Annotated in this window: 26 protein-coding genes; 16 read left to right on the top strand and 10 right to left on the bottom strand. The window is 72.7% G+C overall.

Annotated features, from left to right (window positions below):
• Window positions 1–125: 125 nt before the first annotated feature.
• From ACZ470_RS03975 to ACZ470_RS03955, 5 genes are all read left to right on the top strand, one after another.
• Entirely contained in the window at window positions 126–1,244 is a 1,119-nt protein-coding gene (locus ACZ470_RS03975; protein WP_468424179.1) for a radical SAM protein, read from the top strand.
• On the top strand, window positions 1,241–1,453 hold the full coding sequence (locus ACZ470_RS03970; RefSeq protein ID WP_468424177.1) for a hypothetical protein: 213 nt from the start codon (window positions 1,241–1,243) through the stop codon (window positions 1,451–1,453). Before ACZ470_RS03975 ends, ACZ470_RS03970 begins: the two co-directional genes overlap by 4 nt.
• A gap of 84 nt (window positions 1,454–1,537) precedes the next feature.
• On the top strand, window positions 1,538–2,347 hold the full coding sequence (locus ACZ470_RS03965) for a protein kinase family protein (protein WP_468425162.1): 810 nt from the start codon (window positions 1,538–1,540) through the stop codon (window positions 2,345–2,347).
• A gap of 252 nt (window positions 2,348–2,599) precedes the next feature.
• A complete protein-coding gene (locus ACZ470_RS03960; protein WP_468424175.1) occupies window positions 2,600–3,025 on the top strand; it encodes a peptidoglycan-binding domain-containing protein in 426 nt (141 codons plus the stop codon).
• A 174-nt stretch (window positions 3,026–3,199) separates the two neighbouring features.
• Window positions 3,200–3,616, top strand: coding sequence for a peptidoglycan-binding domain-containing protein (locus tag ACZ470_RS03955; RefSeq protein WP_468424173.1), 417 nt, complete (start codon window positions 3,200–3,202; stop codon window positions 3,614–3,616).
• Window positions 3,617–3,633: 17 nt separating this feature from the next.
• On the opposite strand, the gene ACZ470_RS03950 is transcribed toward ACZ470_RS03955, so the two are convergent.
• A complete protein-coding gene (locus ACZ470_RS03950) occupies window positions 3,634–4,563 on the bottom strand; it encodes an AraC family transcriptional regulator (protein ID WP_468424171.1) in 930 nt (309 codons plus the stop codon).
• 119 nt (window positions 4,564–4,682) lie between these two features.
• Here ACZ470_RS03950 and ACZ470_RS03945 point away from each other — a divergent pair, with 119 nt between their 5' ends.
• Complete coding sequence (locus ACZ470_RS03945) at window positions 4,683–5,435, top strand: SDR family NAD(P)-dependent oxidoreductase (RefSeq protein ID WP_468424169.1); 753 nt, start codon at window positions 4,683–4,685, stop codon at window positions 5,433–5,435.
• On the opposite strand, the gene ACZ470_RS03940 is transcribed toward ACZ470_RS03945, so the two are convergent.
• From ACZ470_RS03940 to ACZ470_RS03930, 3 genes are read right to left on the bottom strand one after another with little or no spacing between them, the layout of a single operon-like run.
• Complete coding sequence (locus tag ACZ470_RS03940; protein WP_468424167.1) at window positions 5,405–5,860, bottom strand: ArsI/CadI family heavy metal resistance metalloenzyme; 456 nt, start codon at window positions 5,858–5,860, stop codon at window positions 5,405–5,407. The genes ACZ470_RS03945 and ACZ470_RS03940 overlap by 31 nt on opposite strands.
• Window positions 5,861–5,901: 41 nt before the next feature.
• The gene (locus ACZ470_RS03935; RefSeq protein WP_468424165.1) at window positions 5,902–7,275 is read right to left on the bottom strand and encodes an NAD(P)-binding domain-containing protein; all 1,374 of its coding nucleotides are present in this window, start codon (window positions 7,273–7,275) and stop codon (window positions 5,902–5,904) included.
• A gap of 29 nt (window positions 7,276–7,304) precedes the next feature.
• Entirely contained in the window at window positions 7,305–7,475 is a 171-nt protein-coding gene (locus ACZ470_RS03930; RefSeq protein ID WP_468424163.1) for a hypothetical protein, read from the bottom strand.
• A 74-nt stretch (window positions 7,476–7,549) separates the two neighbouring features.
• Between ACZ470_RS03930 and ACZ470_RS03925 the strand changes: the two genes are divergently transcribed.
• Entirely contained in the window at window positions 7,550–7,915 is a 366-nt protein-coding gene (locus ACZ470_RS03925; RefSeq protein WP_468424161.1) for an ArsR/SmtB family transcription factor, read from the top strand.
• Between the two features lie 28 nt (window positions 7,916–7,943).
• On the opposite strand, the gene arsB is transcribed toward ACZ470_RS03925, so the two are convergent.
• Both arsB and ACZ470_RS03915 read right to left on the bottom strand, forming a co-directional pair.
• A complete protein-coding gene (gene arsB, locus ACZ470_RS03920; protein WP_468424159.1) occupies window positions 7,944–9,041 on the bottom strand; it encodes an ACR3 family arsenite efflux transporter in 1,098 nt (365 codons plus the stop codon).
• On the bottom strand, window positions 9,038–9,346 hold the full coding sequence (locus ACZ470_RS03915; protein WP_468424157.1) for an ArsR/SmtB family transcription factor: 309 nt from the start codon (window positions 9,344–9,346) through the stop codon (window positions 9,038–9,040). The genes arsB and ACZ470_RS03915 overlap by 4 nt, the downstream gene beginning before the upstream one ends.
• Before the next feature lie 68 nt (window positions 9,347–9,414).
• On the opposite strand from ACZ470_RS03915, the gene ACZ470_RS03910 reads away from it, so the two are divergent.
• The 4 genes from ACZ470_RS03910 to ACZ470_RS03895 all read left to right on the top strand — a co-directional run bounded on the left by ACZ470_RS03910 (window position 9,415) and on the right by ACZ470_RS03895 (window position 16,612).
• Window positions 9,415–9,825 (top strand): arsenate reductase ArsC, encoded by a 411-nt coding sequence (locus ACZ470_RS03910; RefSeq protein WP_468424155.1) that lies wholly within the window; start codon window positions 9,415–9,417, stop codon window positions 9,823–9,825.
• Window positions 9,826–9,858: 33 nt separating this feature from the next.
• On the top strand, window positions 9,859–11,961 hold the full coding sequence (locus tag ACZ470_RS03905; protein ID WP_468424153.1) for a protein kinase domain-containing protein: 2,103 nt from the start codon (window positions 9,859–9,861) through the stop codon (window positions 11,959–11,961).
• An 87-nt stretch (window positions 11,962–12,048) separates the two neighbouring features.
• Window positions 12,049–14,382: an outer membrane protein assembly factor BamB family protein gene (locus tag ACZ470_RS03900; RefSeq protein WP_468424151.1), complete on the top strand. Its 2,334-nt coding sequence runs from the start codon at window positions 12,049–12,051 to the stop codon at window positions 14,380–14,382.
• A 7-nt stretch (window positions 14,383–14,389) separates the two neighbouring features.
• The gene (locus ACZ470_RS03895) at window positions 14,390–16,612 is read left to right on the top strand and encodes a protein kinase domain-containing protein (RefSeq protein WP_468424149.1); all 2,223 of its coding nucleotides are present in this window, start codon (window positions 14,390–14,392) and stop codon (window positions 16,610–16,612) included.
• A 336-nt stretch (window positions 16,613–16,948) separates the two neighbouring features.
• Here ACZ470_RS03895 and ACZ470_RS03890 read toward each other — a convergent pair whose 3' ends face one another.
• Complete coding sequence (locus ACZ470_RS03890; RefSeq protein WP_468424147.1) at window positions 16,949–17,323, bottom strand: DUF6223 family protein; 375 nt, start codon at window positions 17,321–17,323, stop codon at window positions 16,949–16,951.
• Window positions 17,324–17,563: 240 nt separating this feature from the next.
• On the opposite strand from ACZ470_RS03890, the gene ACZ470_RS03885 reads away from it, so the two are divergent.
• The 4 genes from ACZ470_RS03885 (at window position 17,564) to ACZ470_RS03870 (ending at window position 20,508) form a co-directional block, all read left to right on the top strand.
• Window positions 17,564–18,691, top strand: a complete 1,128-nt coding sequence (locus ACZ470_RS03885; RefSeq protein ID WP_468424145.1) for a sensor histidine kinase — start codon at window positions 17,564–17,566, stop codon at window positions 18,689–18,691.
• Window positions 18,688–19,353 carry a response regulator gene (locus ACZ470_RS03880; protein WP_468424143.1) on the top strand — a complete coding sequence of 222 codons (666 nt, stop codon included), beginning with the start codon at window positions 18,688–18,690 and terminating at the stop codon, window positions 19,351–19,353. Before ACZ470_RS03885 ends, ACZ470_RS03880 begins: the two co-directional genes overlap by 4 nt.
• 33 nt (window positions 19,354–19,386) lie before the next feature.
• Complete coding sequence (locus ACZ470_RS03875; protein ID WP_468424141.1) at window positions 19,387–19,788, top strand: DUF6153 family protein; 402 nt, start codon at window positions 19,387–19,389, stop codon at window positions 19,786–19,788.
• A 93-nt stretch (window positions 19,789–19,881) separates the two neighbouring features.
• Complete coding sequence (locus ACZ470_RS03870; protein ID WP_468424140.1) at window positions 19,882–20,508, top strand: DUF305 domain-containing protein; 627 nt, start codon at window positions 19,882–19,884, stop codon at window positions 20,506–20,508.
• 35 nt (window positions 20,509–20,543) lie between these two features.
• On the opposite strand, the gene ACZ470_RS03865 is transcribed toward ACZ470_RS03870, so the two are convergent.
• Window positions 20,544–20,963 (bottom strand): MerR family transcriptional regulator, encoded by a 420-nt coding sequence (locus ACZ470_RS03865; protein WP_468424139.1) that lies wholly within the window; start codon window positions 20,961–20,963, stop codon window positions 20,544–20,546.
• A 162-nt stretch (window positions 20,964–21,125) separates the two neighbouring features.
• Between ACZ470_RS03865 and ACZ470_RS03860 the strand changes: the two genes are divergently transcribed.
• Window positions 21,126–22,634 carry a SulP family inorganic anion transporter gene (locus tag ACZ470_RS03860; RefSeq protein ID WP_468424137.1) on the top strand — a complete coding sequence of 503 codons (1,509 nt, stop codon included), beginning with the start codon at window positions 21,126–21,128 and terminating at the stop codon, window positions 22,632–22,634.
• 13 nt (window positions 22,635–22,647) lie between these two features.
• Here the strand turns inward: ACZ470_RS03860 and ACZ470_RS03855 are convergent, their stop codons facing one another.
• Together ACZ470_RS03855 and ACZ470_RS03850 are read right to left on the bottom strand one after the other, a co-directional pair.
• Window positions 22,648–23,304, bottom strand: a complete 657-nt coding sequence (locus ACZ470_RS03855; RefSeq protein WP_468424136.1) for a maleylpyruvate isomerase N-terminal domain-containing protein — start codon at window positions 23,302–23,304, stop codon at window positions 22,648–22,650.
• A gap of 46 nt (window positions 23,305–23,350) precedes the next feature.
• Window positions 23,351–24,559, bottom strand: a complete 1,209-nt coding sequence (locus tag ACZ470_RS03850; protein ID WP_468425160.1) for an ArgE/DapE family deacylase — start codon at window positions 24,557–24,559, stop codon at window positions 23,351–23,353.
• Window positions 24,560–24,807: the final 248 nt, after the last annotated feature.

Genomic DNA, 24,807 nt, shown 5'->3' with positions numbered 1-24,807 from the left:
GCCTTCCAGTCTCACCGGCCGGCCGAAGGACAGGTGGCCGGTGAGTGGGGCGGGTCCGAGGAGTTCCCCCGACTCCACCTCAACACGGACCCGCCCCACCCCCTGCCAGACGACACGGAGGCAACGTGCACCAACTGATCGCGAGTCCGTTCCTGGGCCAGTACCTCCTCCTCCGACCCGGTCACGCCAAGGGAGTAGCCATCCCCGAGTCCCGTTTCGAGGAACTGCGCACGGCGGTCACCGAGGACCGGTCGGCCCCGGCTTGGCTCGCCGAGGCGACCACGGCCGCATGGAAGATGCCCATGCCCAGCGGGCCCCTGCGGGGCACCCTCCTTGTCCGCGAACGCTCCACCTACGGGTACGCGAAGGCGTCCTGGGAGATCAACCTCGGCTGCGACCACGACTGCGGCTTCTGCTACCTCGGCGAGAAGCGGTTCGAGGGCCTGGACTGGGACGACAAGACGCGCCTGCTCACGATGCTGCGAGACGCCGGTGTCCTGTGGCTCCAGATCACCGGCGGCGAGGCCCTGATCGATCCACAGTTCGCCGCCGCGTACGAGTACGCCACCGGACTCGGGATGATGATCCAGGTCTCGACGAACGGCAGCCAGCTCCACAAAGTGAGGATGCAGGAGCTGTTCGCCCGCCTGCGGCCCTACCGACTGACGGTGAGTCTTTACGGGGCGACGGGGGAGACCTACGACGCCGTCACCCGCAACCGCGGCGCATTCGACCGGTTCACCCGCGGTCTGGACGCCTCCCGCACGGCGGCACTGCCCGTTCGCATCAACATCATCGTCGCCGAGGAGAACGCCCACGAGGTGGACGACATGGTTCGCCTGGTGGAAGACCGCTGGGGCTTCCCATATCAGGTCTTCACGAACATGTCCCCGACAATCGACGGAGAGGCGAAGCCGCTCGCCTCCCAGGCCCAGAAGTACGTCCGCGCCCGCCGTGTCTTCACCGGCTGCAACGCCGGTCACACCTTCTTCCACGTCGACCCGCACGGCATCGCTTCGGTCTGCAAGATCGGCCGCGACCCCAGCGTGAACCTCATGACGGAGGGACTGACCGCCCTCCCCCGACTCGGCGGCATCGCCGAGTCCCTCCAGCTCCGCACCGGTGGATGCTCCGGCTGCTCGAAGGTCGGCACCTGCAGGACATGCCGACCGCTGGCCAAGCTCCACCAGGAGGCGGGGGACAACCGATCGCTCTACTGCCAACACGGAGGTTACGGAGCATGACTCCCACCAGCACCACCCTGACCCGGCCCGCACCGGTCCCGGTCACCATCGGCCTGCGCCCGCCCACAGAGGCCACCGGCACCCTGCCCGTGCCGATCTCCACTCCCCCGGTCCCTGAGGGCACGTTCCGGATCATCGGCGACCTGGACGTCGACGTCGCCGAGTCCGCCGGGTGCAGCTGCTCGGCCGGCGACGACCAGCCCTACTAGACCGGGGTCCGCTCCGGCACGCTGCCCCGGCCGTACGCTGGCCGGGGCAGCCCATCGCCTTCTCCGAGGAACCGCGCCGTGTCCATGATCCGCCGCCACTTCCACGACCTTCCCGTGGAGGCACGCCAGGCCATCGCCGACAAGGCGGGCGCCGTCCACGCCGCCCGCACCGCCGACGGGGGCTTGAACTCAGGCATCGCCGCGTTCCTCGACACCGATCACGGCCCGGTCTTCGTCAAGGGCATCCCCACCGACCACCCACAGGCCCCGGCCCAGCGACGAGAGGCCGCGATCAACCCCCACCTCCCCCGCGCCTGCCCCCGCCTGTACTGGCACATCGAAACGGCCGGCTGGGACCTCCTCGGATACGAGGTCCTTCCGGGACGGCACGCCGACTACACCCCCGACTCCCCCGACCTCCCCCTGGTCGCCACGGCGATCGCGGAACTTCAGCGGATCACGGCCCCGGCGGACATCCCCATCAAGGCCGCCGAACAACGCTGGGCCGCCTACGCCCCTCCCGGAACCGCCGCCCTCTTCGCCGGAGACACCCTCCTGCACACCGACCTCGCCCCGCACAACGTCCTCGTCGACGACCGTGCCCACATCATCGACTGGGCCTGGCCCACACGCGGCGCAGCCTGGATCGACCCCGCCATCCTCATCCTTCGGCTCCTCGAAGCCGGACACACGCTCGCTGAAGCGGACGCCTTCGCCCGCCGCTTCCCTTCCTGGCGCACTGCACCGGCGGAGGCCAAGGTCGCGTTCGCCGCCGCCAACGCCGCGGCGTGGAAGGAGGTCGCCCACGCCGATGCCGCACCCTGGAAGGCGGCGATGGCCGGCCACGCGGTCGCTGTCCACGCCTACCTGCACGCCGTGCCCGACACCAGGTAGAGCGGGAAAGTTTCCGGAGCCTCAGACGGCCCTGACGCCTGATCGCCCGTTGCGACCTCGACCACCAGAGCCGTTGCTCATTCACGTGGCCCACGGGGCGCTGGACACCGGAGTCGACGTCGACGATGACGAGCTCGCCGAGAGCCTGTGGCGAGGCATACCTGCAATGTTCCAGGTTCCGCCCGCCGTGCGGTCTCTCCAGACTGGGGCGGGCGAGCAACGCCTCGCCCATGGACCAAACGGGGAGAGACCATGACCATCACGAAGACTGCTCGGCTCACCGGTATCGGTATCGCGACCGTCGCCCTCGCGAGCACGGCCTTCGCGGGCTCGGCCCATGCCAAGGACGGTCTGGAGGAAGTGCGGGTGACGGCCAGCGCCCCCTGCACGAACCGCCACATCATCTTTACCGTCAACGGCATTCCTTACCACGGCTACGACTACAGCAGGACGATGACGACCATCATCTCCAAGGGCTCCCAGGGCAACATTGTCAAGGAGGCCCAGTGCCTGCTGGAGTACGCCGAGTGCAGCCCCGGCACGGTGGACGGCATCTTCGGTGACAAGACCAGGGCCGCGACGATCCGCTTCCAGGAGAAGAACGGGCTGACAGCCGACGGCTCGATCGGCCCGAAGACCTGGCCGAAGCTGCGGGACCTGTACCCCACGGACTGCTGAGCCGCGTCCCTGACGGCATCCGTGGCACCTCGTTACGGCGCCGACCCCGCCTCCAGCTGCGCAACGGGCAGCTCAGGGTTCTACACATCCCTCGTCGCCGCGATCGGGCCTGCCCGCGTCCGGCGAACACGTACCGATGTCCGGATCGACCGCACTCACCTCCAGGAGTCCTCCATGGCACTCACCGCAACCCGCAGGCGTACCTCGCTCGTGCTCGCCTCCCTCACCCTGCTGGGCGGCACGGCCACCGGCGGCGTCGCCGCCGCGGCCGAGACCGGCGCCACCGCTGCCGCGGCCTACCCGTGCGACGTGAAGATGAGCTCCACCGGCCGCCTCTCCGCCGGCTACTACAGCGGCACCACTGTCGTTCCGTCCTCCTCGCAGGTGACCTCCGCCGGCAAGGAAGCCCAGTGCCTCCTCCAGTACCACGGCCACAATCCGGGGACGATCGACGGCATCTTCGGCCGCAACTCCCAGACAGCGGCCAAGAACTTCCAGAGCACCGTGAACTACGCCTGCGGCACCGACCTGGCCGAGGACGGCAAGGTCGGCCCGCAGACCTGGCCCCACCTGCGTCGGCTCTACTGCTGACCGAGGTGCGGTCGGCGTCACCGTGTGCGGTTCGATGCCTCGCGGAAGTGTTTGGGGGAGACGCCGGTCACGCGGCGGAACGCGGTGCTGAACGCGCTCGCGGACTGGTAGCCGGTCGCGAACGCGATCTCGGAGATGGATCGCGTACCGGCGCTCAGGGCGTCACGGGCAAGGCTGATGCGCCACTGGATCAAATACTCCAGAGGTGCGGTTCCGACCTGCTTCTTGAAGGACGAGGCGAACGACGAACGTGACATGCGGCTGATGTCGGCAAGCTCGGCGAGTGTCCAGGAGTGGGCCACGTCCGCGTGCATGGCACGCAGCGCGGCACCGATGCCATCGTCACTGAGTGCTCCCAGCCAGCCGGCGGGCCGATCGGCCTGGTCGGCGTGAGCGCGCAGCATGTGGACGAAGAGAATCTGCGCGAGATGCTCCAGGACCAGTGAGCCGCCGACGGCAGCGGCCTCGACCTCGGCGACCATGAGTTCGCTCAGGTGTGCCAGGTGCTTGCCGCGAGGGTCCGTGGCACGTACGTGCACGAGCAGCGGTAGGACGTCGGTGAGGACCGGCGCGTTGGCGTCGTCGAACGAGAAGTGCCCACCGCAGATGTACGTGTCCTCCTCGGCCTCGGACCCGATGCGCACGGCACCGCCCGCGGCGCGCTCCCACGCCGACTTCGCGTCACGCGGTACCACGTCGAGCGCGCTGGCGAGGACGTAGGGCGGCGGATTGCCGAGCAGGTAGAAATCGCCCTCTTCCAGCAGTACGGGTTCATGCCCTTCGAGGACCAGCCGGCATTCACCACGAGCGACGTGGCCGAGCCTCACGTGCGGGAACCGATCGAAGCGCAGAGCCCAGTCCCCTCCGGCACGGAGGGCGGGACCGACCACGGTGCGGGGACGCAGGAGGCTGATCGCGTCGGCGATCAGATCGCTGCTGCCGAGCACTGAGCGCTCCTTTCGGACGATGCATAAAGAATCATGGACTTTATGTGATGCATCGTACCGCCCGGCTTCCGCAGGATTGCTGTCGAGGCAGATCAGCGCAGAATCCAGGAGGTACTGACATGGGGCAGCTCGAGGGCAGGACGGCCGTGGTCACCGGTGGCGGCACCGGTATCGGCCGGGCCACCGCCGTGCGGCTGGCAGCTGAGGGCGCGCACGTTTTCATCACCGGTCGACGCAAGGCCGAGTTGGATGCCGTCGTCGAGATCATCGGCGCGACCAGGGCCACCGCCGTGGCGGGCGACATCGCCGACATGGCCGACCTGGACCGGCTCTACGGCGCGGTCCGGTCCCGGGGCAGGGGTTTGGACGTGCTCTTCGCGAACGCGGCCACCGGTGCGTTCGTGCCTCTGGAGCAGATCACCGAAGAGCACTTCGACCAGACCTTCGGCGTCAACGTCCGGGGCACACTGTTCACCGTGCAGAAGGCGCTTCCGCTGTTCAACGACGGCGCCTCGGTCATCCTGAACGCATCCACCGCCGCCGAGAGGGGCATCGAGGCGTTCGGCACGTACGCCGCCTCGAAGGCTGCCATCCGGTCCTTCGCACGGACGTGGTCCAACGAACTGAAGGGCCGCGGCATCCGGGTCAACGCCGTCTCGCCGGGCGCGGTCGACACCCCCGGACTCGCTGACGTCTTCGGTGGCGGAGAAGCGGTGGCCGCCGTCAAGGAGAATGTCGCCGCAACCGTGGCGAAGGGCCGTGTAGGCCGCCCCGAGGAGATCGCCGCGGCCGTGGCATTCCTCGCCTCCGAACAGAGCAGCTACATCGTCGGCGCCAACATCTACGTCGACGGCGGAGAGAACCAGATCTGACCGAGTGTTCGGCGCTGTTCCGCGTCGGGGCCATTGGCTGTGGCGGGCTCCTTCGCCGGCGCGTCGGCCTTCACGACGTAGACCTCCCAGCGTTCGCTGCCGGGGCCCTGGACCCAGACCTTGTCCTGGAGGGCGTGGCAGCAGGTGGTGTCGTTCTCCTCCCGGGTGGCGAGGCCGGCGTCGGACAGGCGGCCGGTGGCGGCGTGGACCTCGTCGGTGGTGGTGACCTCCACTCCGAGGTGGTCCATGCGGGTGTCCTCGCCCGGCTCGCCCTGGAAGAGAACGAGCTTGAGCGGGGGTTCGGCGATGGCGAAGTTGGCGTAGCCGTCGCGGAGTTTCGCGGGTTCGGCGTCGAACAGCTTGCTGTAGAAGGTGATCGCCGCCTGGAGGTCGGGGACGCGGAGGGCGAGTTGCATGCGGGACATGTCGTGCCTCCTGCTGGGTGGAGAGTGGACAGGGGTTCGGGTCAGCCGCAGCAGCCGCCCGCGTCCGCTGACGTGGGTGCGGCGAGCTGGACGAGCTGCGGTTCGGGCGCGGCGCAGCAGCCGCCGCCGTCTGCCTGCTGGGCGTCGGGGGTGTCGAACAGGCCCGCGCCGCCGCAGACTCCCGTTTCGGGGAGCGTGAGTTCGACGCGGTCGGCGGAGTCGAGGTCGCCGGCGATCGCGGCGACGACGGAGCGGACCTGCTCGTAGCCCGTCATGGCCAGGAAGGTCGGGGCGCGGCCGTAGGACTTCATGCCGACCAGGTGGATGCCCTGTTCGGGGTGGGACAGCTCGCGGTGGCCGTGCGGGTGGACGGTGCCGCAGGAGTGCTGGTTGGGGTCGATCAGCGGGGCGAGATCGACCGGGGCCTCCAGGCGTTCGTCCAGGCGGAGGCGAATCTCGGAGAGGAAGGACAGATCGGGGCGGAAGCCGGTCAGCACGATCACCTCGTCCACCGGGTCGAGGCGGCGGCCGTCCTCGCCCACCAGGACCAGGCGTCCGTCGGCGTCGCGTTCGAACGCCTCGGTGCGGAAGCCGGTGACCGCGTCCGCGTGCCCCTTGTCGACGGCCGCCTTGGCCGCGAGGCCGAGGGCGCCGCGGGCCGGGAGCTGGTCGGCGGTGCCGCCGCCGAAGGTGGAGCCGGAGATGCCCCGGCGCAGGATCCACACCGCGTGCGTCCCCGTACCGTCCTCGGACTCGGCCAGTTCGGCGAGGTGGGCGAGCGCGGTGAAGGCGGAGGCGCCCGAGCCGATGACGGCCGTGCGCTTGCCCGCGTACCGGGCACGGACGGCCGGGTCCTTCAGGTCCGGCACGCGGTAGGTGATCCGGTCGGCCGCCGCCTTCTCGCCGAGCGCGGGCAGGCCGCTTCCGCCGGCCGGGGACGGCGTGGTCCAGGTGCCGGACGCGTCGATGACGGCGCGGGCGGAGATCCGCTCCTCGCGGCCGTCGGCGTACTCGACGTGGACGACGAAGGGCTGGGTCTCGCGGTCGGCGTCGACGATCCGGTCGCGGCCGGCCCGGGAGACTCCGGTGACGGCGGCCCCGGTGCGGACGGTGTCGCCGAGGGCGTCGGCGAGCGGCTTCAGGTACTGCTCGGCCCAGTCCCCGCCGGACGGGTACGTCGCCGGGTCCGGCCTGGTCCAGCCGGTGGGGGCCAGCAGCTTCTCGGCGGCCGGGTCGACGACCTCGCCCCAGGTGGAGAACAGCCGTACGTGGCTCCATTCGCGGACGGCCGCGCCGGCACCGTCGCCCGCTTCCAGAACGAGGGCCTCGATGCCGCGTCCGGCCAAGTGGGCGGCGGCGGCCAGTCCGACGGGGCCGGCTCCGATGACGACGACGGGGAGCTGCTGGGTGCTCATGATGCTCGGTCTCCTCGAGGGGCGAAGGGTCAGCGCGCGTGGGTGAAGGCGGCCAGTTGGGCCTGCCGGCGGCGTTCGGCCGCTCGGGTGGCGCTGTCACTGACCTGGGCGCAGCTGTCGCAGAAGCGGACGGCGGCCAGGTGGCGGGTGGTGCGACGGGCCCGGGCCGCGGTGAGCACGGCGCGAAGGGTGGTGGTCACGACGACTCCTTGCTTCGACATTCGTCGATACAACGGAGCTTGGCACTCGCATCGATGAGTGTCAACATAGACGCATGTCGAATTCAGAGGTCGTGGAGCTGCCCGTCCTGGAGGCCGACGGTGTGGTGCCGTGCTGCCCGCCGATAACCGCCGGGGAGCTGTCCCAGGCGGACGCGGAGAAGATGGCCGCCATGTTCAAGGCGCTGTCGGATCCCGTGCGGCTGCGGCTGTTCTCGAAGATCGCCTCGCACCCGGGTGGCGAGGCGTGCGTGTGCGACATCGCCGACGTCGGCGTCTCCCAGCCGACCGTCTCCCACCATCTGAAGAAGCTGCGCGAGGCCGGCCTGCTGACCTCCGAGCGGCGCGGCACCTGGGTCTACTACCAGGTCGCGCCGTCCGTGGTGGCGGCCATGTCCGCCATGCTCGACCTGCGCGGCTGACCGCCCACCACCAGTGCCACGGGCCGCGTCACGGGGCCGTCGTCACCGTGTCTGCGGCGAACTTCCGCCGCCAGGCCAGCGAGACGTACACCAGCGCCACGAGCACCGGGACCTCGATGAGCGGGCCGACCACACCCGACAGGGCCTGTCCGGAGGTCACGCCGAAGGTGGCGATGGCGACCGCGATGGCCAGTTCGAAGTTGTTGCCCGCGGCGGTGAAGGCAAGGGTGGCGGTGCGGTCGTAGGCCAGACCGATGGCCTTGCCGAGCGCGAAGGTGCCGAACCACATCACCGCGAAGTAGACCAGCAGCGGCAGCGCGATCCGGGCGACGTCCAGCGGCTGGGAGGTGATCGTCTTTCCCTGTAGGGCGAACAGGACGACGATCGTGAACAGCAGGCCGTACAGCGCCCATGGCCCGATCTTCGGCAGGAAGCGCTGCTCGTAGCTCTCGCGGCCCATCCTCTTCTCACCGATGCGGCGGGTCAGGAAGCCGGCCAGCAGCGGGACGCCCAGGAAGATGACCACGTTCAGGGCGATCTCCCACATCGAGATGTCCAGGTGCTCGCCGTCGCCCAGGCCCAGCCGGCCGGGCAGCAGGTCGAGGTAGAACCAGCCCAGCAGACCGAACGCCAGGACCTGGAACACCGAGTTCAGGGCGACGAGCACGGCGGCGGCCTCGCGGTCGCCGCAGGCGAGGTCGTTCCAGATGATCACCATGGCGATGCAGCGTGCGAGGCCGACGATGATCAGGCCGGTGCGGTACTCGGGCAGGTCCGGCAGGAAGATCCACGCCAGGGCGAACATCACGGCCGGGCCGAGGATCCAGTTGATGACCAGGGAGGAGATCATCAGCTTCCGGTCGCCGGTGACGGCGTCCAGCCTGTCGTAGCGGACCTTCGCCAGGACCGGATACATCATGATCAGCAGGCCGAGCGCGATGGGCAGGGAGATCCCGCCGATCTCGACCTTCGCCAGGGCGTCGTTCAGGCCGGGAATCACACGCCCGAGGCCGAGGCCGACGGCCATGGCGATCAGGATCCAGACGGCGAGGAAGCGGTCCAGCGTGGACAGCTTCGCGACAACGGAAGAGTCCTCACCGGTCGCGGGCGCTTCGGTGCGGGTCACGGGCAGGCCCTCTTGTTGTCGGCGGCGGTGCGGGCGGACTCGGCCAGGTCGGCGAACTGCCCGGCGAGCGACGCGATGACGTCGGGGCACAGCTTGTAGTAGGTGAAGCGCCCGCACGGCTCGGTCTCCACGACCCCGGCCTCGCGCAGCACCCGGAGGTGGTTGGAGAGGTTGGTCTGCCGGGCGCCCGTCTCCTCCACCAGGTGGGTGGTGCACAGCGTCTCGCGGGCGAGCAGGGTCACGATCCGGAGCCTGAGCGGGTCGGCCAGCACCCGGATCAGATCAGCGTCGGCTGACGTCATCATGGGCTGATACTGTCACATCATCCAGCGCTGATACCAGCCGAGGCTGATCTATCGTGAAGGAAGAACGCATGCCCTCCGCCCCGCTCGCCTCCGTGCTGTTCGTCTGCGTCCACAACGCCGGCCGCTCGCAGATGGCCGCCGGATTCCTCCAGCACCTCGCGGGCGACCGCGTCGAGGTCCGCTCCGCCGGTTCCCTCCCCGGAGACCGGGTCAACCCGGCCGCCGTGGAGGCGATGAGGGAGGTCGGCGTCGACATCGCCGGTGCCCGGCCGAAGATCCTCACCACCGAGGCCGTCCAGGCGTCCGACTACGTCATCACCATGGGCTGCGGGGACGCCTGCCCCATCTTCCCCGGCAAGAAGTACCTCGACTGGGCCCTGGAGGACCCGGCCGGCAAGGGCGTCGAAGCCGTCCGCCCGATCCGCGACGAGATCAGGACCCGCATCGAGGCCCTCATCGCCGAGATCGACGGTCGGTGACGGCTCCGGCGCCGACCCCATACGATCGGCGCCGTGGGGGAACTGGTGCGGCCTCTGGGGACCGGCGATCCGGAACGGCTGGGGCCATGGAGACTGCTGGGCGTGCTCGGGGCCGGTGGCATGGGCACCGTCTATCTCGGGCAGGCGGGGCGGCGGTTGGCCGCGGTGAAGACCCTGCGGTCCGAGAACGCGGGCGACCCGCACTTCCTGGCGCGCTTCGAGCGCGAGATACGTGCCGCCAGGGCCGTACGGAATCCGTGCATTGCGCGGGTGTACGACGCCGACCTCGACGGCCGTGTGCCGTGGTTCGCAGGAGAGTTCGTCCCCGGGCCCACGCTGGAGCGCACCGTCACCGACCGGGGGCCCCTGCCGCCGGAGGCGGTCCGTGTGCTGGGCGCCCTGCTCGCGCACGCGCTGGAGGCGCTGCACGCGGCCGGAGTCGTGCACCGGGATCTGAAGCCGTCCAATGTGCTGCTGACCGCCGACGGTGTGCGCGTCGTGGACTTCGGCATCGCCCGTGTGACGGACGCGACGACTCTCACACTGGCCGCGCAGCGACCGGGCTCCGCGGGCTACATGTCACCGGAGCAGGTCCTGGGCCGTGAACTCGGGCCCCCGAGCGACGTGTTCGTGCTGGGAGCGCTGCTCACCTTCGCGAGCACCGGACACCACGCGTTCGGCGCCCAGGCCGCGCTGGTGGACTTCGCCATCGCCCACGAGGAGCCCGACCTCACCCCCGTACCGGACGGGCTGCGCCAGGTGATCGCCCGATGCCTGGCCAAGGATCCCGCGCTGCGGCCCACGGCGGCGGAGCTTCGGGACCTGTGGGGCGAGGGCCTTACGGGGGCGGGTTCGGCGCTCCTCCGGCGCGTACCCGCCGCCCGTGTTCCGGCGGACTGGCTGCCGTCGGGCGTCCTGCTGGACATCGCCGCCCGCGAGCGCCGCGCCGCCGAGCTCGCCGGGCGCCCCGCCCCCCGGCGAGGGCTGCCGCGACGGCGCTCGGTGCTCGCCGCGGCCGGCGGGTCACTGCTCCTCGCCGGCGCGGGCACCGCGGCCTGGCGGTGGTACGCCGACGACGGCACCCGGAACGACCCTGCCGCGACTCCCGTGCCGCGCTGGACGGGCGCCCCCGGCACGCAGCCGGATCCGCTGTGGGAGGTCTCCGGCCTCGCCCCCGAGCCGCCGTTCGCGCCGACCGCGGCGGGAACACTGCTGCTGGCCGCGCTCCCCGGCGACGGCGTGGTGGCTCTCGACGCCCGTACCGGGAACGAGCGTTGGCGGGCGGAGGGCATCCGCACCGTGGTGACCGCCGAGCGGCTCCTCGCCCTCGACGAGGACGGTGCGCCGGTCGCCCTCGCACCGGACACGGGAAACGTGCGCTGGCGCGGCACCGACCGGCTGCGTACGCTCCTGGCCGCCGACGGCGACACCGTGTACGGGCTCGACGGATCCGGCGGGATCACGGCCGTCCGCACCGGGGACGGCACCCGGCGCTGGCGGCGGACGGCGCCCGCCGGCACCGGCGCGACCGCGCGGGCCACCGTCGCCCCCGGGCTGCTCCTGCTCACCGGGGACGACGGCCTGGTGCACGCGCTGCGCACCCGGGACGGCGCGGAGGCCTGGCGGCAGGACGCCGGTACCGACGCCGCGCTGCGGCCCGCCGCGGACAAGGACGGCGTCTATGTGGGCGGCGCGTCGCTGCGCGCCCTGCGACCGGCGGACGGCGAGGAGCTCTGGGCGCTGCCCAGCCAGGACACCGCCGAGGGTTCCGCCGGCTTCGGGCCGCCCACGGTACGGGGCGACCATGTGTACGCGGCGGACGGCGACGTGTTGCGCAGGGTGGCGCGCCGGGATCCCGCCTCCGGCGCGGAGTTCGACATGGGCGGGTCGTGGGACCCGTTCGGCAGCCGGTCGGGGCCGCGTGCCGGTGTCGCCCCCGTGGTCGCCGGCGACGGCGTCCATCTGACGCCGGCCGACCCTGCGGCCGGTGTCCTCGCCGTACGGATCAGCACGATGGAGGAGCAGTACCGCTTCGTCCCACCGGGCGATCCGGCGGGCGCGTGGCTGGTGGCGGTGGTGCGGGGCATACCGGTCATGCAGTGCGGGGAGCGGCTGTTCGCCCTTCCTCCACTGTGACCCGGTCGTGACGGCGCGGGCCGACACCTGCCGTCGCGGTGGCCTAGGATTTCTCACCGTCCTTGTGCCAAAGGGGGGTTGGGGACTGTGAGGGCTCTGAACGGGGCAGACCCACGGCAGTTCGGACCGTACCGGACGCTCGCGGTCCTGCGGGAGGCCGGCACCACCAGGTCCTACCTGGCGCGAGGGGGCGACGGACACACCGTCACCGTCACCGCGGCGGAGCCACGGCTGGCGGCGGTCTCCGTCTTCCGCGGCCGTTTCCGCGAGGAACTCGCGGTGGCGGCACGGCTCGCGGGCCCGTGGGCGCAGCCCGTGCTCGACTCCGCCCCGGACGATCCGGTGCCCTGGTTCGCTTCGCCGTTCATCCCGTCCCTCTCGCTCGCCGAGGCCGTGGCCCTGGCGGGGCCGCTGCCCGAACCGGTCGTACGGGCCGTGGGCGCGGCCCTCGCCGAGACGCTCGAACGCACCCGCACGCCGACCGGCGGGGCGTTCCAGGGGCTCGGTCCCGAGGTGGTGCTGCTGGCCGCCGACGGGCCCCGGATCAGCGCGTTCGGCCCGCTGGGCGCGGCCACGGCGGCGGCGGAGGGGCCGGACGGCGGACTGGCCGTGACACTCGGCTACCTGACACCGGAGCAGGTCGCCGGCCACCGTCCGGGGCCGCCCGCCGACGTCTTCGTGCTGGGCACACTGCTGGCGTACGCGGTCACGGGCGCGAACCCGTTCGACGCGAACTCCTTCGACGCGAACGACGCGGACCACGCCGGCTCCCCCGCCCCCCGGGCCGTCTCCCCGAGCGCCGCACGCCACCGGGCCGCCGAACGCATCGCGCACCAGGAGCCCGATCTCGCCTCCGTTCCCCAGGAGTTGCGTCCGGTGCTCGCCCGATGCCTGGCCAAGGACCCGGCGCAGCGGCCGGAGCCGGCCGTGCTCGCGGCCGTCCTCGCTCCCTCCGGCGCGGCGGCCGCGGTGAGCGCGGGCCCCCTGCCGGCCCGGCTGACCGCTGCCCTGGCGGAGCAGGCGTCGGCCGTGCTCGGGCTGGAGGCGCTGGAGGAGGACCGGGAGAAGGCCGTGCCCGCCGCCCCGGCCACACCACCCCCGTCCGACACGAGCCCGGCAGGCGTCCGAAGTCCCGCGAGCCCCGCCCGCAGGGCCCTGCTGACCGGCGTGCTGTCCGGCGCGGCGGGGCTGGCGCTCGGCGGCGCCGTCACGGCGTGGGCGACCGACGACCGCCCGCGCCCCGCCGTGGCGGGAAAGCCGGCCGCGGGAAAGCCGCGCGAACCCGTTCCCGGAGTGCCCCCTGCGGCGCTGTGGGCCTACGACATGCCGGACACGCTGTTCTACGGCAGCCCCGCCCTCCACGGCGACGTGCTGCTGTTGCCGGGGGACTCCCTTGTCGCCCTCGACGTCCGTACCGGCAGGGAGTTGTGGAGGCGCAAGGAACCGCTGGACCTCGCCGCCCACCCCGTGCGGGTCGACGACGGGCTTCTCATGGTGCTGGGCGTTCAGGGGCTGTTGTGGCGCTCCGTGAAGAACGGGGCCCGCCGGCACAAAGTCCCGTACGAGCAACTCCTCGAAGCCGGTGAGGACATGCACAGCCCCGAACTGGTGGCCCGGGACGGTGCGGTGGTCTGGTTCAAGGGCGAGGTCGAGAAGACCGCGGACGTCGGCACGAAGACCGACGACGCCGACGAGAAGACGCGCGCCCTGTTCGCCTACGACGTCGTACGACGCGAACCGCTGTGGCGAAGACCCCTCGCGGGGAACGAGTACCTCTCCTGGGCCGCACCGCACCGCGACCTCCTGGTGTCCTGGCGGGACGCGCCCCGGCCCAGGGACAAGAAGGCACGGAAGAAGCAGCCCGAGGGGTTGCAGGAGTTCTTCGCGCTGGACCGCGCCTCGGGCAAGGAGGTCTGGGCGAGGACGATCGGCGACCTGACCGACACCGCCCTGCTCACCCTGTCCGGCGAGGGAACCCTGTACGCCTCGCAGGGCCGCGAGCTGCGGGCGTACGAGCTGCGGACCGGCCGGGAGCTCTGGCGGAGTCCCCGCAAGAACCCGTACGGCGAGTACGGGACCCCGGTCCTCGCCGAGGACACCCTGTACGTCGCGGACGCGGGCCCGAACGTGTACGCCCTCGACCCGGCCGGCGGGCGGCAGCAGTGGAGCCGTGGGACCGGCTTCCTGGACGGCGCCGGCGCACCCCCCTCCGTGGCTGTCAGCGCGTCCGGGGCAGCCGCGCTGTCCCTCGACTCCGTGCAGGTCACGGCGTTCGCCGCGGCCAACGGTGAGCGGCTGTGGAAGTTCCAGGCCGTGGGCGAACAGGACACCGGCGGCCTCGAACCGTACGAGCTGCTGACCGTCGACGGGATCTGCGTGGTCCGGTACGGCAGGTCCTTCTACGGCCTCCCGGTGGGGTGAGCGTCGCGTGAGCACCGTGCAACCCCTCACCCACGACGACCCGGAGCGCCTGGGCCGCTACCGGCTGATCGGCAGGCTGGGGAGCGGCGGCATGGGGACGGTCTTCCTGGCCCGCACGCCCGGTGGGCGCACCGTCGCGCTCAAGACGGTCCACCCGCGGTTCGCCGCCGAACCCGAGTTCCGCGTCCGGTTCCGTCTGGAGGCGGAGGCGGCACGCGCGATCGGCGCCCGGCACGGCGCGACCGTGGTCGACTGCGACCCCGACGGGGCCGTGCCCTGGCTGGCCACCGAGTATCTGCTCGGACCCTCGCTCGACGAAGCGGTGGGCCTGGCGGGGCCGCTGCCCGAGCACACCGTGCGGGCCGTGGGCGCCCAACTGGCGGACGCGCTCGGCGAGATCCATCGCACGGGCATCGTGCACCGCGATCTCAAGCCGTCCAACGTCCTGCTCACCGCGGCCGGTCCGAAGATCATCGACTTCGGCATCGCCCGTGCGCTCGGCGCCCAGCGGCTCACCCGGACCGGACAGGTCGTGGGCACCCCGGCCTACATGTCACCGGAGCAGGCGACGGGGCACGACCACGCCCCCGAGGGCGATGTCTTCGCCCTCGGCGGTGTGCTGCTCTTCGCCGCGACCGGACGTCCACCGTTCCCGGGGGAGAGTGCGGCGGACATCCTGTACCGCGTCCGGTACGGGGAGCCGGACCTGACCCACGTACCCGACGGGCTGCGGACGGTCATCGCGTCCTGCCTGCGCAAGGAGGCCGCGGACCGCCCGGAGCCGTCCCGGCTCGCCCAGGAACTCGGGGTGGGAGAGGGCACGTTCGCGGAGTCGCTGCCGGAGGCGGTCCTCGCCGACCTCGCCGACCGCACCACGCGCCTGTGGGATCTGCGTCCCGTACGTTCACCCGCACCCGACCCGGGCCCTGGTGAACGTACGGTGCTCGACGCGCCCCCGCGGCCACGGCGCCGCACCCTGTTCGCGCTGGGCGGGGGGCTCCTCGCGGCCGGCGTTCTGACGGCGGGCGCCGTCGCGTACACCCGGCAGGGGCGGGGGGACGACGGGAACGGCGAGCGGACCGCGGCGGACGCCGGGGCGGGCCCGCCCGAGGCGGACTGGACGTTCGCGGGGACCTTCGACAACAAGGTCCGGCCCGTGGCGGCGGGCGGTGTCGTCGTGGTCAGGGACGCCATCCGGCCCCGTTACACCGCCGTGGACGTCGCCACCGGGCGGAAGAAGTGGTCGCGGGACCCGCTGCGGGACGTCCTGGGCACGGGCGCGGGGCTGCTCGCCGTCCTCGACGAGGACGAGACGGAGCCGTCCCCGGTCCGCCCCGCGCTCCTCCGGCTCGATCCGGAGACGGGCCGGACGAGCCCGCTGCACGACTCCCTGGGCACCCCCGCCCTGGAGCCGGTGGCCCTGCTGACGGCCGACCGGCGAACGGTGTACGTCCTGGCCCGGCTGCGCGGCACGGGCGGGGAGCCCGCGCGGCCGTTCCTGAGCGCGTACGACCTCGATGGCGGCGCGGAGCGCTGGCGCGAGGCGCTGCCGGAGACGGGGGTGGGGGCCGACGTGCTGAGTGCCGTCGTCGAGGGCGGGCTGCTGGTCTGTGTCACCCGGCTCGGGCTGACCGTCCGCGCCGCCGGCACCGGCCGGACGCTGTACAGCGAGCGGTTGGTCGACCCGGCCCGGTACGACGTGGACGAGGAGACCGACCTGCCGGCGCCGAGCGCGGCCGTGGTGCGGGACGGGCGGATCCACGTCTGCCAGGGCGAGGTGCTGGCGCTCGACGCGCGGAGCGGTGGGACGCTCTGGCGCTGGGGGGCCGAGGAGCCCGGCAACTGGCCCGGCGGACCGGTCTACGGTGCGCCGGCCGTCCAGGACGGCGTGGTGTACGTGGTGGCGGCGCCCGAGGACACCCGGGGCACGGCCGAGCAGACCGCCTGGCGGCTGATCGCGCTTGACGCGGCGACCGGTGAGTTCCGCTGGGACCACCGTGTCCCGCTGCGGCTGTGGCCCGTCGAGCCCCTGCTGCGCGGCGGACTGGCCCTGCTGACCGCCTTCGACGAGCGCCGGCTGCTGTACGCGGTGGACCTGCGCGACCGCAGGGCCGCGTGGACCTACTCCGGACCCGCGCAGGACACGGTCTCCAACTCCCTGGCGGCGACGCCCGAACACGTCCACGTCCTCCGGGCGGACACGCTCACGGCACTGCCGCTGCGGGAGTGAACGGCGCGCGTCCACGGTCATGACCGCTGGGGCGTCGCCCGCATCCGGCCGCGCGGCGGCCTCATCGAGGGCTCCGCGGGCGCGTCCCGAGCGAGGGTTGCGGCGCAACGGCGGCGATGGCCCAGGCATTCGAGGACCACGACCTGGGGGGCTCCCTGCGGCAACCGACGACGAGCTCCGCCCTTGCCGCCGGCGCCGGCCACCGAAGCGCGCGGGGCCCGCGCGGTCACCCCCTCGGAAAGGACGCGGCCGGCTCCGCGGTCGGGAAGTCGGCCTCGGCGTCGCCGCCCACGGCGCCGACGTGCGGGGCCGTGCACACGTCGTGGCCCGGTGAGGTCAGACGGGCATCCGGTCGACGGGCCCCTCGGCGCGGCGGGTCCGGGTCAGCGCGCGGCGGCCGAGGAGCACGGCGCCCAGTCCCAGCGGGATGGCCACGACGGCGCCGACGAGTCCGTTGCCGGTGCCGGGACCGCCGCTCGCGGTGGCCACGTGCAGCACCGCGAGGACCGTGCCGACCGCCCCCACCGCGACGGCCGACATCCCGCCGGCGCGCGCGTTCCCGATGCCGATCCGGCCGCCGGCGCGGGCCAGGGCCAGCCAGCCGGTGGCCAGGCCGAGCGCACCCACCAGGAGGGCCAGGTTGGCCCCGGTCCGCCCGTCGCCGATGATCCCGCCCTCGGCGGCCGCGATCAGAGCTGCTGAAGCACTCATGCCGCTCTCCTCCTTCTCCGTCACTTCTCCGTCGCTGGTTGCGCGGTTCGATGTGTCCCGAGCATGCGCGCCGGCCCCCCGCCCGGTCGTCCAGCAGGCGTGGGCACTTTCCGCTGCCGCCGCCGCGGGATCCGCGTACCGCGGACGCGGCAGACGGCCCGGTGGTACCGCGCACGCGGTAGCCGGCCGCTCGTCCACGAGCGGGATTCGCCCACCACCGCGTCCGGCTACCGTGCACCCATGGACAAAGGACGGTTCGCTGTCCCGGCCCGGGTCGTCGACTGGGCGACCGCCCTGGGCGTGGCGGCGCTGCTGCTGGGCACCGGGCTGTCCGGGCCGCACCCGGCCGGGGGCCGCGAGCTGCTCGGCGCCGCGCTGCTGGCGGCCGGCGGGCTGGCGCTGGCCGCGCGCCGCCGGGCGCCGCTCGTGGTCCTGGCCGTCACCGGGCTGTGCGCGGTGGGCGGTCTGGGGGCCGGCTACGAGGTGCTCGCCGTCTCGTACCTGGTCGCGGTCTACGGCGCGGTGCGCGCCGGGCACCGCGCCGTCACGCTGGCCGCCTCCGTGGGCCTGCTGGCCGTGCTCCACCTCACGGCCCTGGTCCTCCACGACGGGGGCGCGCGCGAGGTCGTGGCGCAGGCCCGGAGCACCCTGGAACTCGCCTGGCTGATCGCCGCGTTCGCCGCCGGGGAGGCGGTGCGGCAGGCAGAACGGCGGGCGGACGAGGCCGAACGCACCCGCGAGGAGACCGCGCGACGCCGGGCCGACGAGGAACGGCTGCGCATCGCGCGGGAGTTGCACGACTCGCTCACCCACCAGATCTCCGTCATCAAGGTGCAGTCCGAGGTCGCAGTCCATGTGGCCCGGCGGCGGGGCGAGCAGGTGCCGGAGGCCCTGCTGGCGATCCAGGAGGCCGGCCGGGAGGCGAGCCGGGAGCTGCGCGCGACCCTGGAGGCGCTGCGCGACGACGACACCACCCCGCCGCCCGGCCTCGACCACATCCCCCACCTGGTGAAGCGGTTCCGGACGACCGGCCTGGAGACGACGTTGACGATCGAGGGACATCCGCACGCCGTACCGGCCGCGGTGAGCCGTACCGCCTACCGGATCGTTCAGGAGTCGCTCACCAATGTCGCCCGGCACGCCGCAGCGACGACCGCCTCGGTGCGCATCGACTACCGGCCGGACGCCCTCGCCATCCGGGTCGACGACGACGGAAAGGCCAGTTCGCACTCCGCGCCGACGCCCGGCCTCGGGCTGCTCGGCATGCGCGAACGCGTCACGGCCCTGGGCGGCCGGCTGCGCACCGAGCCGCGCGGCACGGGCGGCTTCACCGTCCAGGCCGACATCCCCACGAACGGAGCCTCGTGATCCGGGTCCTGCTGGTCGACGACCAGCCGCTCATCCGCAGCGGATTCCGCGCCCTGCTCGACCTCGAGGACGACATCGAGGTGGTGGCCGAGGCCGCCGACGGCCGGGAGGGCCTGGCCCTCGTCAAGGAGCGGCTGCCCGACGTGGCGCTCATCGACATCCAGATGCCGGTCATGGACGGCATCGAAGCGACCCGGCGCATCGCCGCGGACCCGGCCCTGGCGGGCGTGCACGTCGTCATGCTGACCAACTACGGCATGGACGAGTACGTCTTCCAGGCGCTGCGCGCGGGCGCCGCCGGCTTCCTCGTCAAGGACATCCTGCCGGAGGACTTCCTGCACGCCGTACGCGTCGCCGCCCGAGGCGACGCCCTGCTCGCGCCCGCCATCACCCGCAAGCTCATCGACCGGTACGTCACCCAGCCGCCGCCCGCCCGCGCCGGCACCGGGCTGGAGGAGCTGACCGGCCGCGAACGCGAGGCGGTCGCCCTGGCCGCACAGGGCCTGACCAACGACGAGATCGCCGGTCGTCTGGTCATCAGCCCGTCGACCGCCAAGACCCACATCAACCGGGCCATGGCCAAGCTGCACGCCCGCGACCGCGCCCAGCTCGTGGTTCTCGCCTACGAGTCCGGTCTGGTCACCCCGCGCACCTCGCGCTGAACACCGGCGCGGGGCCATCCGTACGATGGGTGCGTGACCACCAGTGCCCGATCGAGCAGCCGCCCCGCGGGGCGGCTGCTCGTGCTGCTGGTACTGGCGGTGCTGGCCGGTGTGGTGGGCATGCACGGCCTGGCCCCCGGCGGGGTACCCACGGCACACGCGGACGCCGGCCACGCCATGGTGGCGGCCGCACCGCACGGCGTGCCTCACGCGGACGGCGCATGCGCGCACACGGACGGCGGATCGGGGCATCTCGATCACGCCGACGGAACGTGCGCGGCGGCCGGTACGGGAACGACGTACACCCCGCCTGCGCTCGTCGGCGTGGTGCGGGACGCTCCCGCCGGCCCTGCCCCCACCGCGGCGTTCACCGCGTCCGCGCACGACGGGCGCGCCCCGCCCGACCTCTCCGAGCTGCAACTCCTGCGGATATAGGGCGGCCCGCACGGCATCGCTCCGTGCCTTCGCGCGCCCTGTATCCATTCCACCGCGCGCCGTGACCGGCGTGCGTCAAGGAGTTGCACCACCATGATCCGCAAGCATTCACTCGTCCGCCGTACCGTCGCCGTCGCCGCCGCCGGAGCGGCGGCGCTCGTCCTGGCCGCCTGTGGCGGCGACGAGGGCGGCTCGGCCGGACACGGCGGCCACGGCGCCACCACCGCCACCTCGTCGGCGCCCGCGTCGCAGGGGCAGCACAACGCGGCCGACGTGGCCTTCGCGAAGGGGATGATCCCGCACCACCGCCAGGCCGTCGAAATGGCGGACCTCGCGCCCGAGCGGGCCGCCTCGGCGGAGGTGAAGAAGCTCGCCGCCGACATCAGGAAGGCCCAGGACCCGGAGATCCGGACGCTGTCCGGCTGGCTGACGTCCTGGGGCGAGGAGGTGCCCGCCGAGGGCGCCATGGACCACTCCCTGCACGGCATGGGCGGGATGATGACGGAGGAGGAGATGACCGGCCTCGAGAGCGCCTCCGGGAAGGCCTTCGACACCGCGTTCATGGAGCTGATGATCAAGCACCACGAAGGCGCGGTCGAGATGGCGGAGACCGAGCGGGCCGACGGCTCCTACGGACCGGCCAAGAAGATGGCCGGGGAGATCATCGCCTCGCAGAGCGCGGAGATCGAGCAGATGAGGAAGCTGCTCGGCGAGGGCTGACCCGCCGGTGAGGGCGAGTCCCGCGGGGCCCGCCCTCACCCCCCGCTGTTCGGGACCAGGGGAGAGCGGGTCAGACGCCGGGACAGGTCGGCCGCGAACTCCTCCGCGCGGGAGAGCTGCGTACGCAGGTCCTCGACCCGTCGCTGGGCCGCCTGCTCGAAGCCGCGGATGCGGTCCAGCAGGGCCTCGCGCTCCTCGGGCGGCAGTTCGTCGTCCGAGTCGAGGCGGTCGGTGGCTTCCAGCAGGGAGCGCATCTCGTCGAGGGAGAAGCCGAGCGGCTTCATCCGCCGGATGACCATCAGACGGGCGACGTCGGCCTCGGTGTAGAGGCGGAACCCGCCCTGGGAGCGGGCGGAGGGAATGACGAGCCCGGTCTCCTCGTAGTGCCGGATCGTGCGCAGGGACAGCTCGGTCCGTGCGGCGACCTCGCCGATCTGCATGTGCTCGCTGCTCACGCGGGGTGCCGTCCTCGTCTCTCTGCGGTCTGCGGGCAGCCGACGCCGATCCCTACCCTAACGTTAGGGTAGAGTCGTGGAGTCTTCGCCCTCGAGCATCACCCGTCGGGTGGTCTGCCGGGTCTCCCGTTCCCCAAGTCTTCCAGACAGGTTCCCCTCGTCTTGTCCTCCTCCGCACTGTCCCCCTCCGCCCTGCTGCGCGGCTCCCGTCGCCCGCCCTGGCTCTCCGACCCGAAGGTGCTGCGCACCGAGGTGCTGGCCGGTCTCGTGGTCGCGCTGGCGCTGATCCCGGAGGCGATCTCGTTCTCGGTCATCGCCGGGGTCGATCCCGCGGTCGGTCTGTTCGCCTCGTTCACCATGGCGGTGACCGTCGCGATCGTCGGCGGCCGGCCGGCCATGATCTCGGCGGCCACCGGTGCCGTCGCCCTGGTGATCGCCCCGCTCAACCGCGAGCACGGCTTCGGCCACCTCGTCGCCGCCGTCATCCTCGCCGGTGTCCTCCAGATCGTCCTGGGCGCGCTCGGGGTGGCCAAGCTGATGCGGTTCGTGCCGCGCAGCGTGATGGTCGGCTTCGTCAACTCCCTGGCCGTGCTCATCTTCATGGCCCAGGTCCCGGAGCTGACCGACGTGCCGTGGGCCGTGTACCCGCTGATCGTCGCCGGCCTTGCGCTGATGGTCCTCTTCCCGAAGGTCACCACCGTGGTGCCCGCGCCGCTGGTGTCCATCGTGATCCTCACCGTCATCACGCTCGCGGCCGGGATCGCGGTGCCGACCGTCGGCGACAAGGGTGGGCTGCCGTCCTCGCTGCCCGTGCCGGGGCTGCCGGACGTGCCGTTCACGCTCGACACCCTCACCACCGTCGCGCCGTACGCGTTCGCCATGGCCCTGGTCGGTCTGATGGAGTCGCTGATGACGGCGAAGCTGGTCGACGACATCACCGACACCCGCTCCTCGAAGACCCGGGAGTCCATCGGGCAGGGCGTCGCCAACATCGTCACCGGCCTCTTCGGCGGCATGGGCGGCTGCGCGATGATCGGCCAGACGATGATCAACGTGCGGGTGTCCGGCGCCCGTACCCGGCTGTCGACGTTCCTGGCGGGCTCCCTGCTCATGGTGCTCTGCATCGTCTTCGGGCCGGTCGTCTCCGACATCCCCATGGCGGCGCTCGTCGCGGTCATGATCATGGTGTCGTTCGCCACGTTCGACTGGCACTCGATCGCCCCGAGGACGCTCAAGCGGATGCCGGCCGGGGAGATCACCGTCATGGTGGTCACCGTCGTGTGCGTGGTCGCCACCCACAACCTCGCGATCGGCGTCGTCGTCGGCTCGATCACCGCGATGGTCGTCTTCGCCCGGCGCGTCGCCCACCTCGCCGAGGTCACCGCCGTCACCGACCCCGACGGCGGCACCGTCGTCTACCGGGTCACGGGCGAGCTGTTCTTCGCGTCCTCGAACGACCTCGTCGGCCAGTTCTCCTACGGCACCGACCCCGACAGGGTCGTCATCGACCTGTCCGCCGCCCACATCTGGGACGCCTCGTCCGTGGCCGCGCTGGACGCCGTCGAGACCAAGTACGCACAGCGCGGCAAGACCGTCGAGATCGTCGGGCTGAACGAACCCAGCGCGCGGATCCACCGGACGCTGAGCGGCGAACTCACCGGGAGCCACTGACGCGCGGGCGCCGTCAGCCGAGGACGAGTGGCACCCGCACGCCCGACTCGGCCAGCTCGGCCCTCTCCGCGTCGGTCACGGCACGCCGGCCGGTCCCGGTCAGCAGGGCGTCCGTGTCGGAGAACGACGCGGGGAACGCGGCCCCGGCGATCCGCTCCAGCAGTTCCCGGCCCCCGGCGAGGGCCTCCGCGGGCGGTCCCGGGACGCCCGGGAGGTGGGCCACCAGGTCGAGGTGGTGCAGCGTCCACTCCAGGACGTACGCCGAGAGGTAGTCGCCCGCGGTGAGGACCTCGCCGCGGGTGCCGACCCGCAGGGCGGGGTCGGCGAGTCCGGCGGCCCGGCCCGCGGCGGAGCCCACGTCGTCGAGGTGGAACCTCAGCAGCGCCGGGTCCTCGTACGCGGCGGCCAGCCGGACGGTCAGCGCGTCGAGCGGGTCGTCACCGGTCGGCGGTGTGCCGGAGACCTCCCAGTAGGTGGCCGCGTCCCGGGTCGGTTCCGTTTCGGCCGGGGTCGCCAGAGTGATCAGGACGTCCTGCGCGTCGATGACCAGGTGGCAGACCAGGTCCCGTACGAGCCAGCCGGTACACCCGGACGGCCGCGCGAAGGCCTCGTCGGGCAGCTCCGCCACCGCCGCGCGCAGCGCCGTCCACGAACGCGAGAAGAGATCCACATCGGCACGGTAGTGCGGCCCCGGAACGGCGGACAAGCCGCCGCCCTCACTTCGTCCCCACCGTCCGCAGCACCGTCAGCACCAGGGCCCGCGCCACCTCCGCCGTCTCCCGCAGGGAGACGTGTTCGCGGTCGCTGTGGGCCACCGCGATGTCCCCCGGGCCGAACTGGAGCGTGGGAATTCCGGCGCCGGTGTAGAGCCGCAGATCACTGCCGTACGTCGCTCCCCGCTCACGCAGCCGGGAGCCCGGCCGCCCGCCCACGGCGTCCGCGTGGGCGCCCCGGACGACGTCCGGCAGGGGGTGCCCCTCGGGCAGCCGGCCGCTGGCGAAGCGCCCGCCGGGCCAGGTCACGGTCGCCGGGTGGTCGCGCAGCCAGGGGTCCGCGGCGCAGGCCTCGGCCACGCACCGCTCCAGCGCCGCACGCGCGTCCGCCGGGTCCTCACCGAGGCGCACACCGAGCCGGCCCTCGGCGACCAGCAGGTCGGGCACGCTGCTCGCCCAGTCCCCGGCACGCACCGTGCCCACCGACAGGGCGTACGGGATCGGGTACTCGGCGAGCAGCGGGTCCGGGTCGCGGTTGCGCTCGGTCTCGAGCGCGGCCAGCGCCCGGTGCAGCGGCAGATAGGCGTCGACGGCGCTGACTCCCTGCTCGCGCGAGCTGCCGTGCGCCGCCTTGCCGGGCACGGCGAGCCGGAACGTCAGCGCGCCCGCGTTGGCGGTGATCAGGGTGCCGGCGGTGGGTTCGGCGATGACGCAGGCGTCGCCGCGGTGGCCGCGGCGCAGGGTGCCGAATGCGCCGAGGCCGCCGTCCTCCTCGCCGACGACGAAGTGCGCGGCGACCCGGCCACGCAGCCGTATCCCGGCCGTCCGTATCGCGGCGAGCGCGGCGAGGTGCGCCGCGATCCCGGCCTTCATGTCACAGGCGCCGCGCCCGTGCACGAGGTCCCCGGTCACCCGGGGCACGAACGGGTCACCGTCCCACGCGGCGAGGTCGCCCGGCGGTACGACGTCGACGTGCCCCTGGAGGATCAGGGTGGGCCCGTCGCCGCCGTCGGGGGTGGTCCCGACCAGCCCCCACGCCTCCTCGCGCGGCGCCTCGGTGCCCGGGAAGTCCGGGTCGGCGCGCAGCGCGGGCAGGTCCATCGACCACAGGTCGACATCCATCCCGAGCCATTCCAGCCGCCCGGCCAACTGATGCTGAAGCTCCGACTCGGCGGCACTCCCAGTAACACTGGGCACGGCCACCAACTCCATCAAGGTCCGCCCCAAGGCCCCCTCATCCACCGCCGCAAGCGCGGCAGCCTCCTCCTCGGTCACCACCCACCCCTCCCCTCACCCAAACCTCCCCCCATACCTGCACACCTCACCGCCCACTTACGCCCCCAGCCCCGCCCAACTGCGGGCAGCCGCCCGTAGCTGCGGGCAGTCGTGCCGCTGGGGCGGCACGGGTGGGCGCAGCGGCACCCCGCCGGCGCCGGGCAGCGCGACCCACCCCGCCCAGC

It is taken from the genome of Streptomyces sp. NPDC031111 (genome assembly GCF_055570675.1).
The sequence above is the reverse complement of the archived record's forward strand: the minus strand, read 5'-3'. Positions and strand labels throughout refer to the sequence as shown.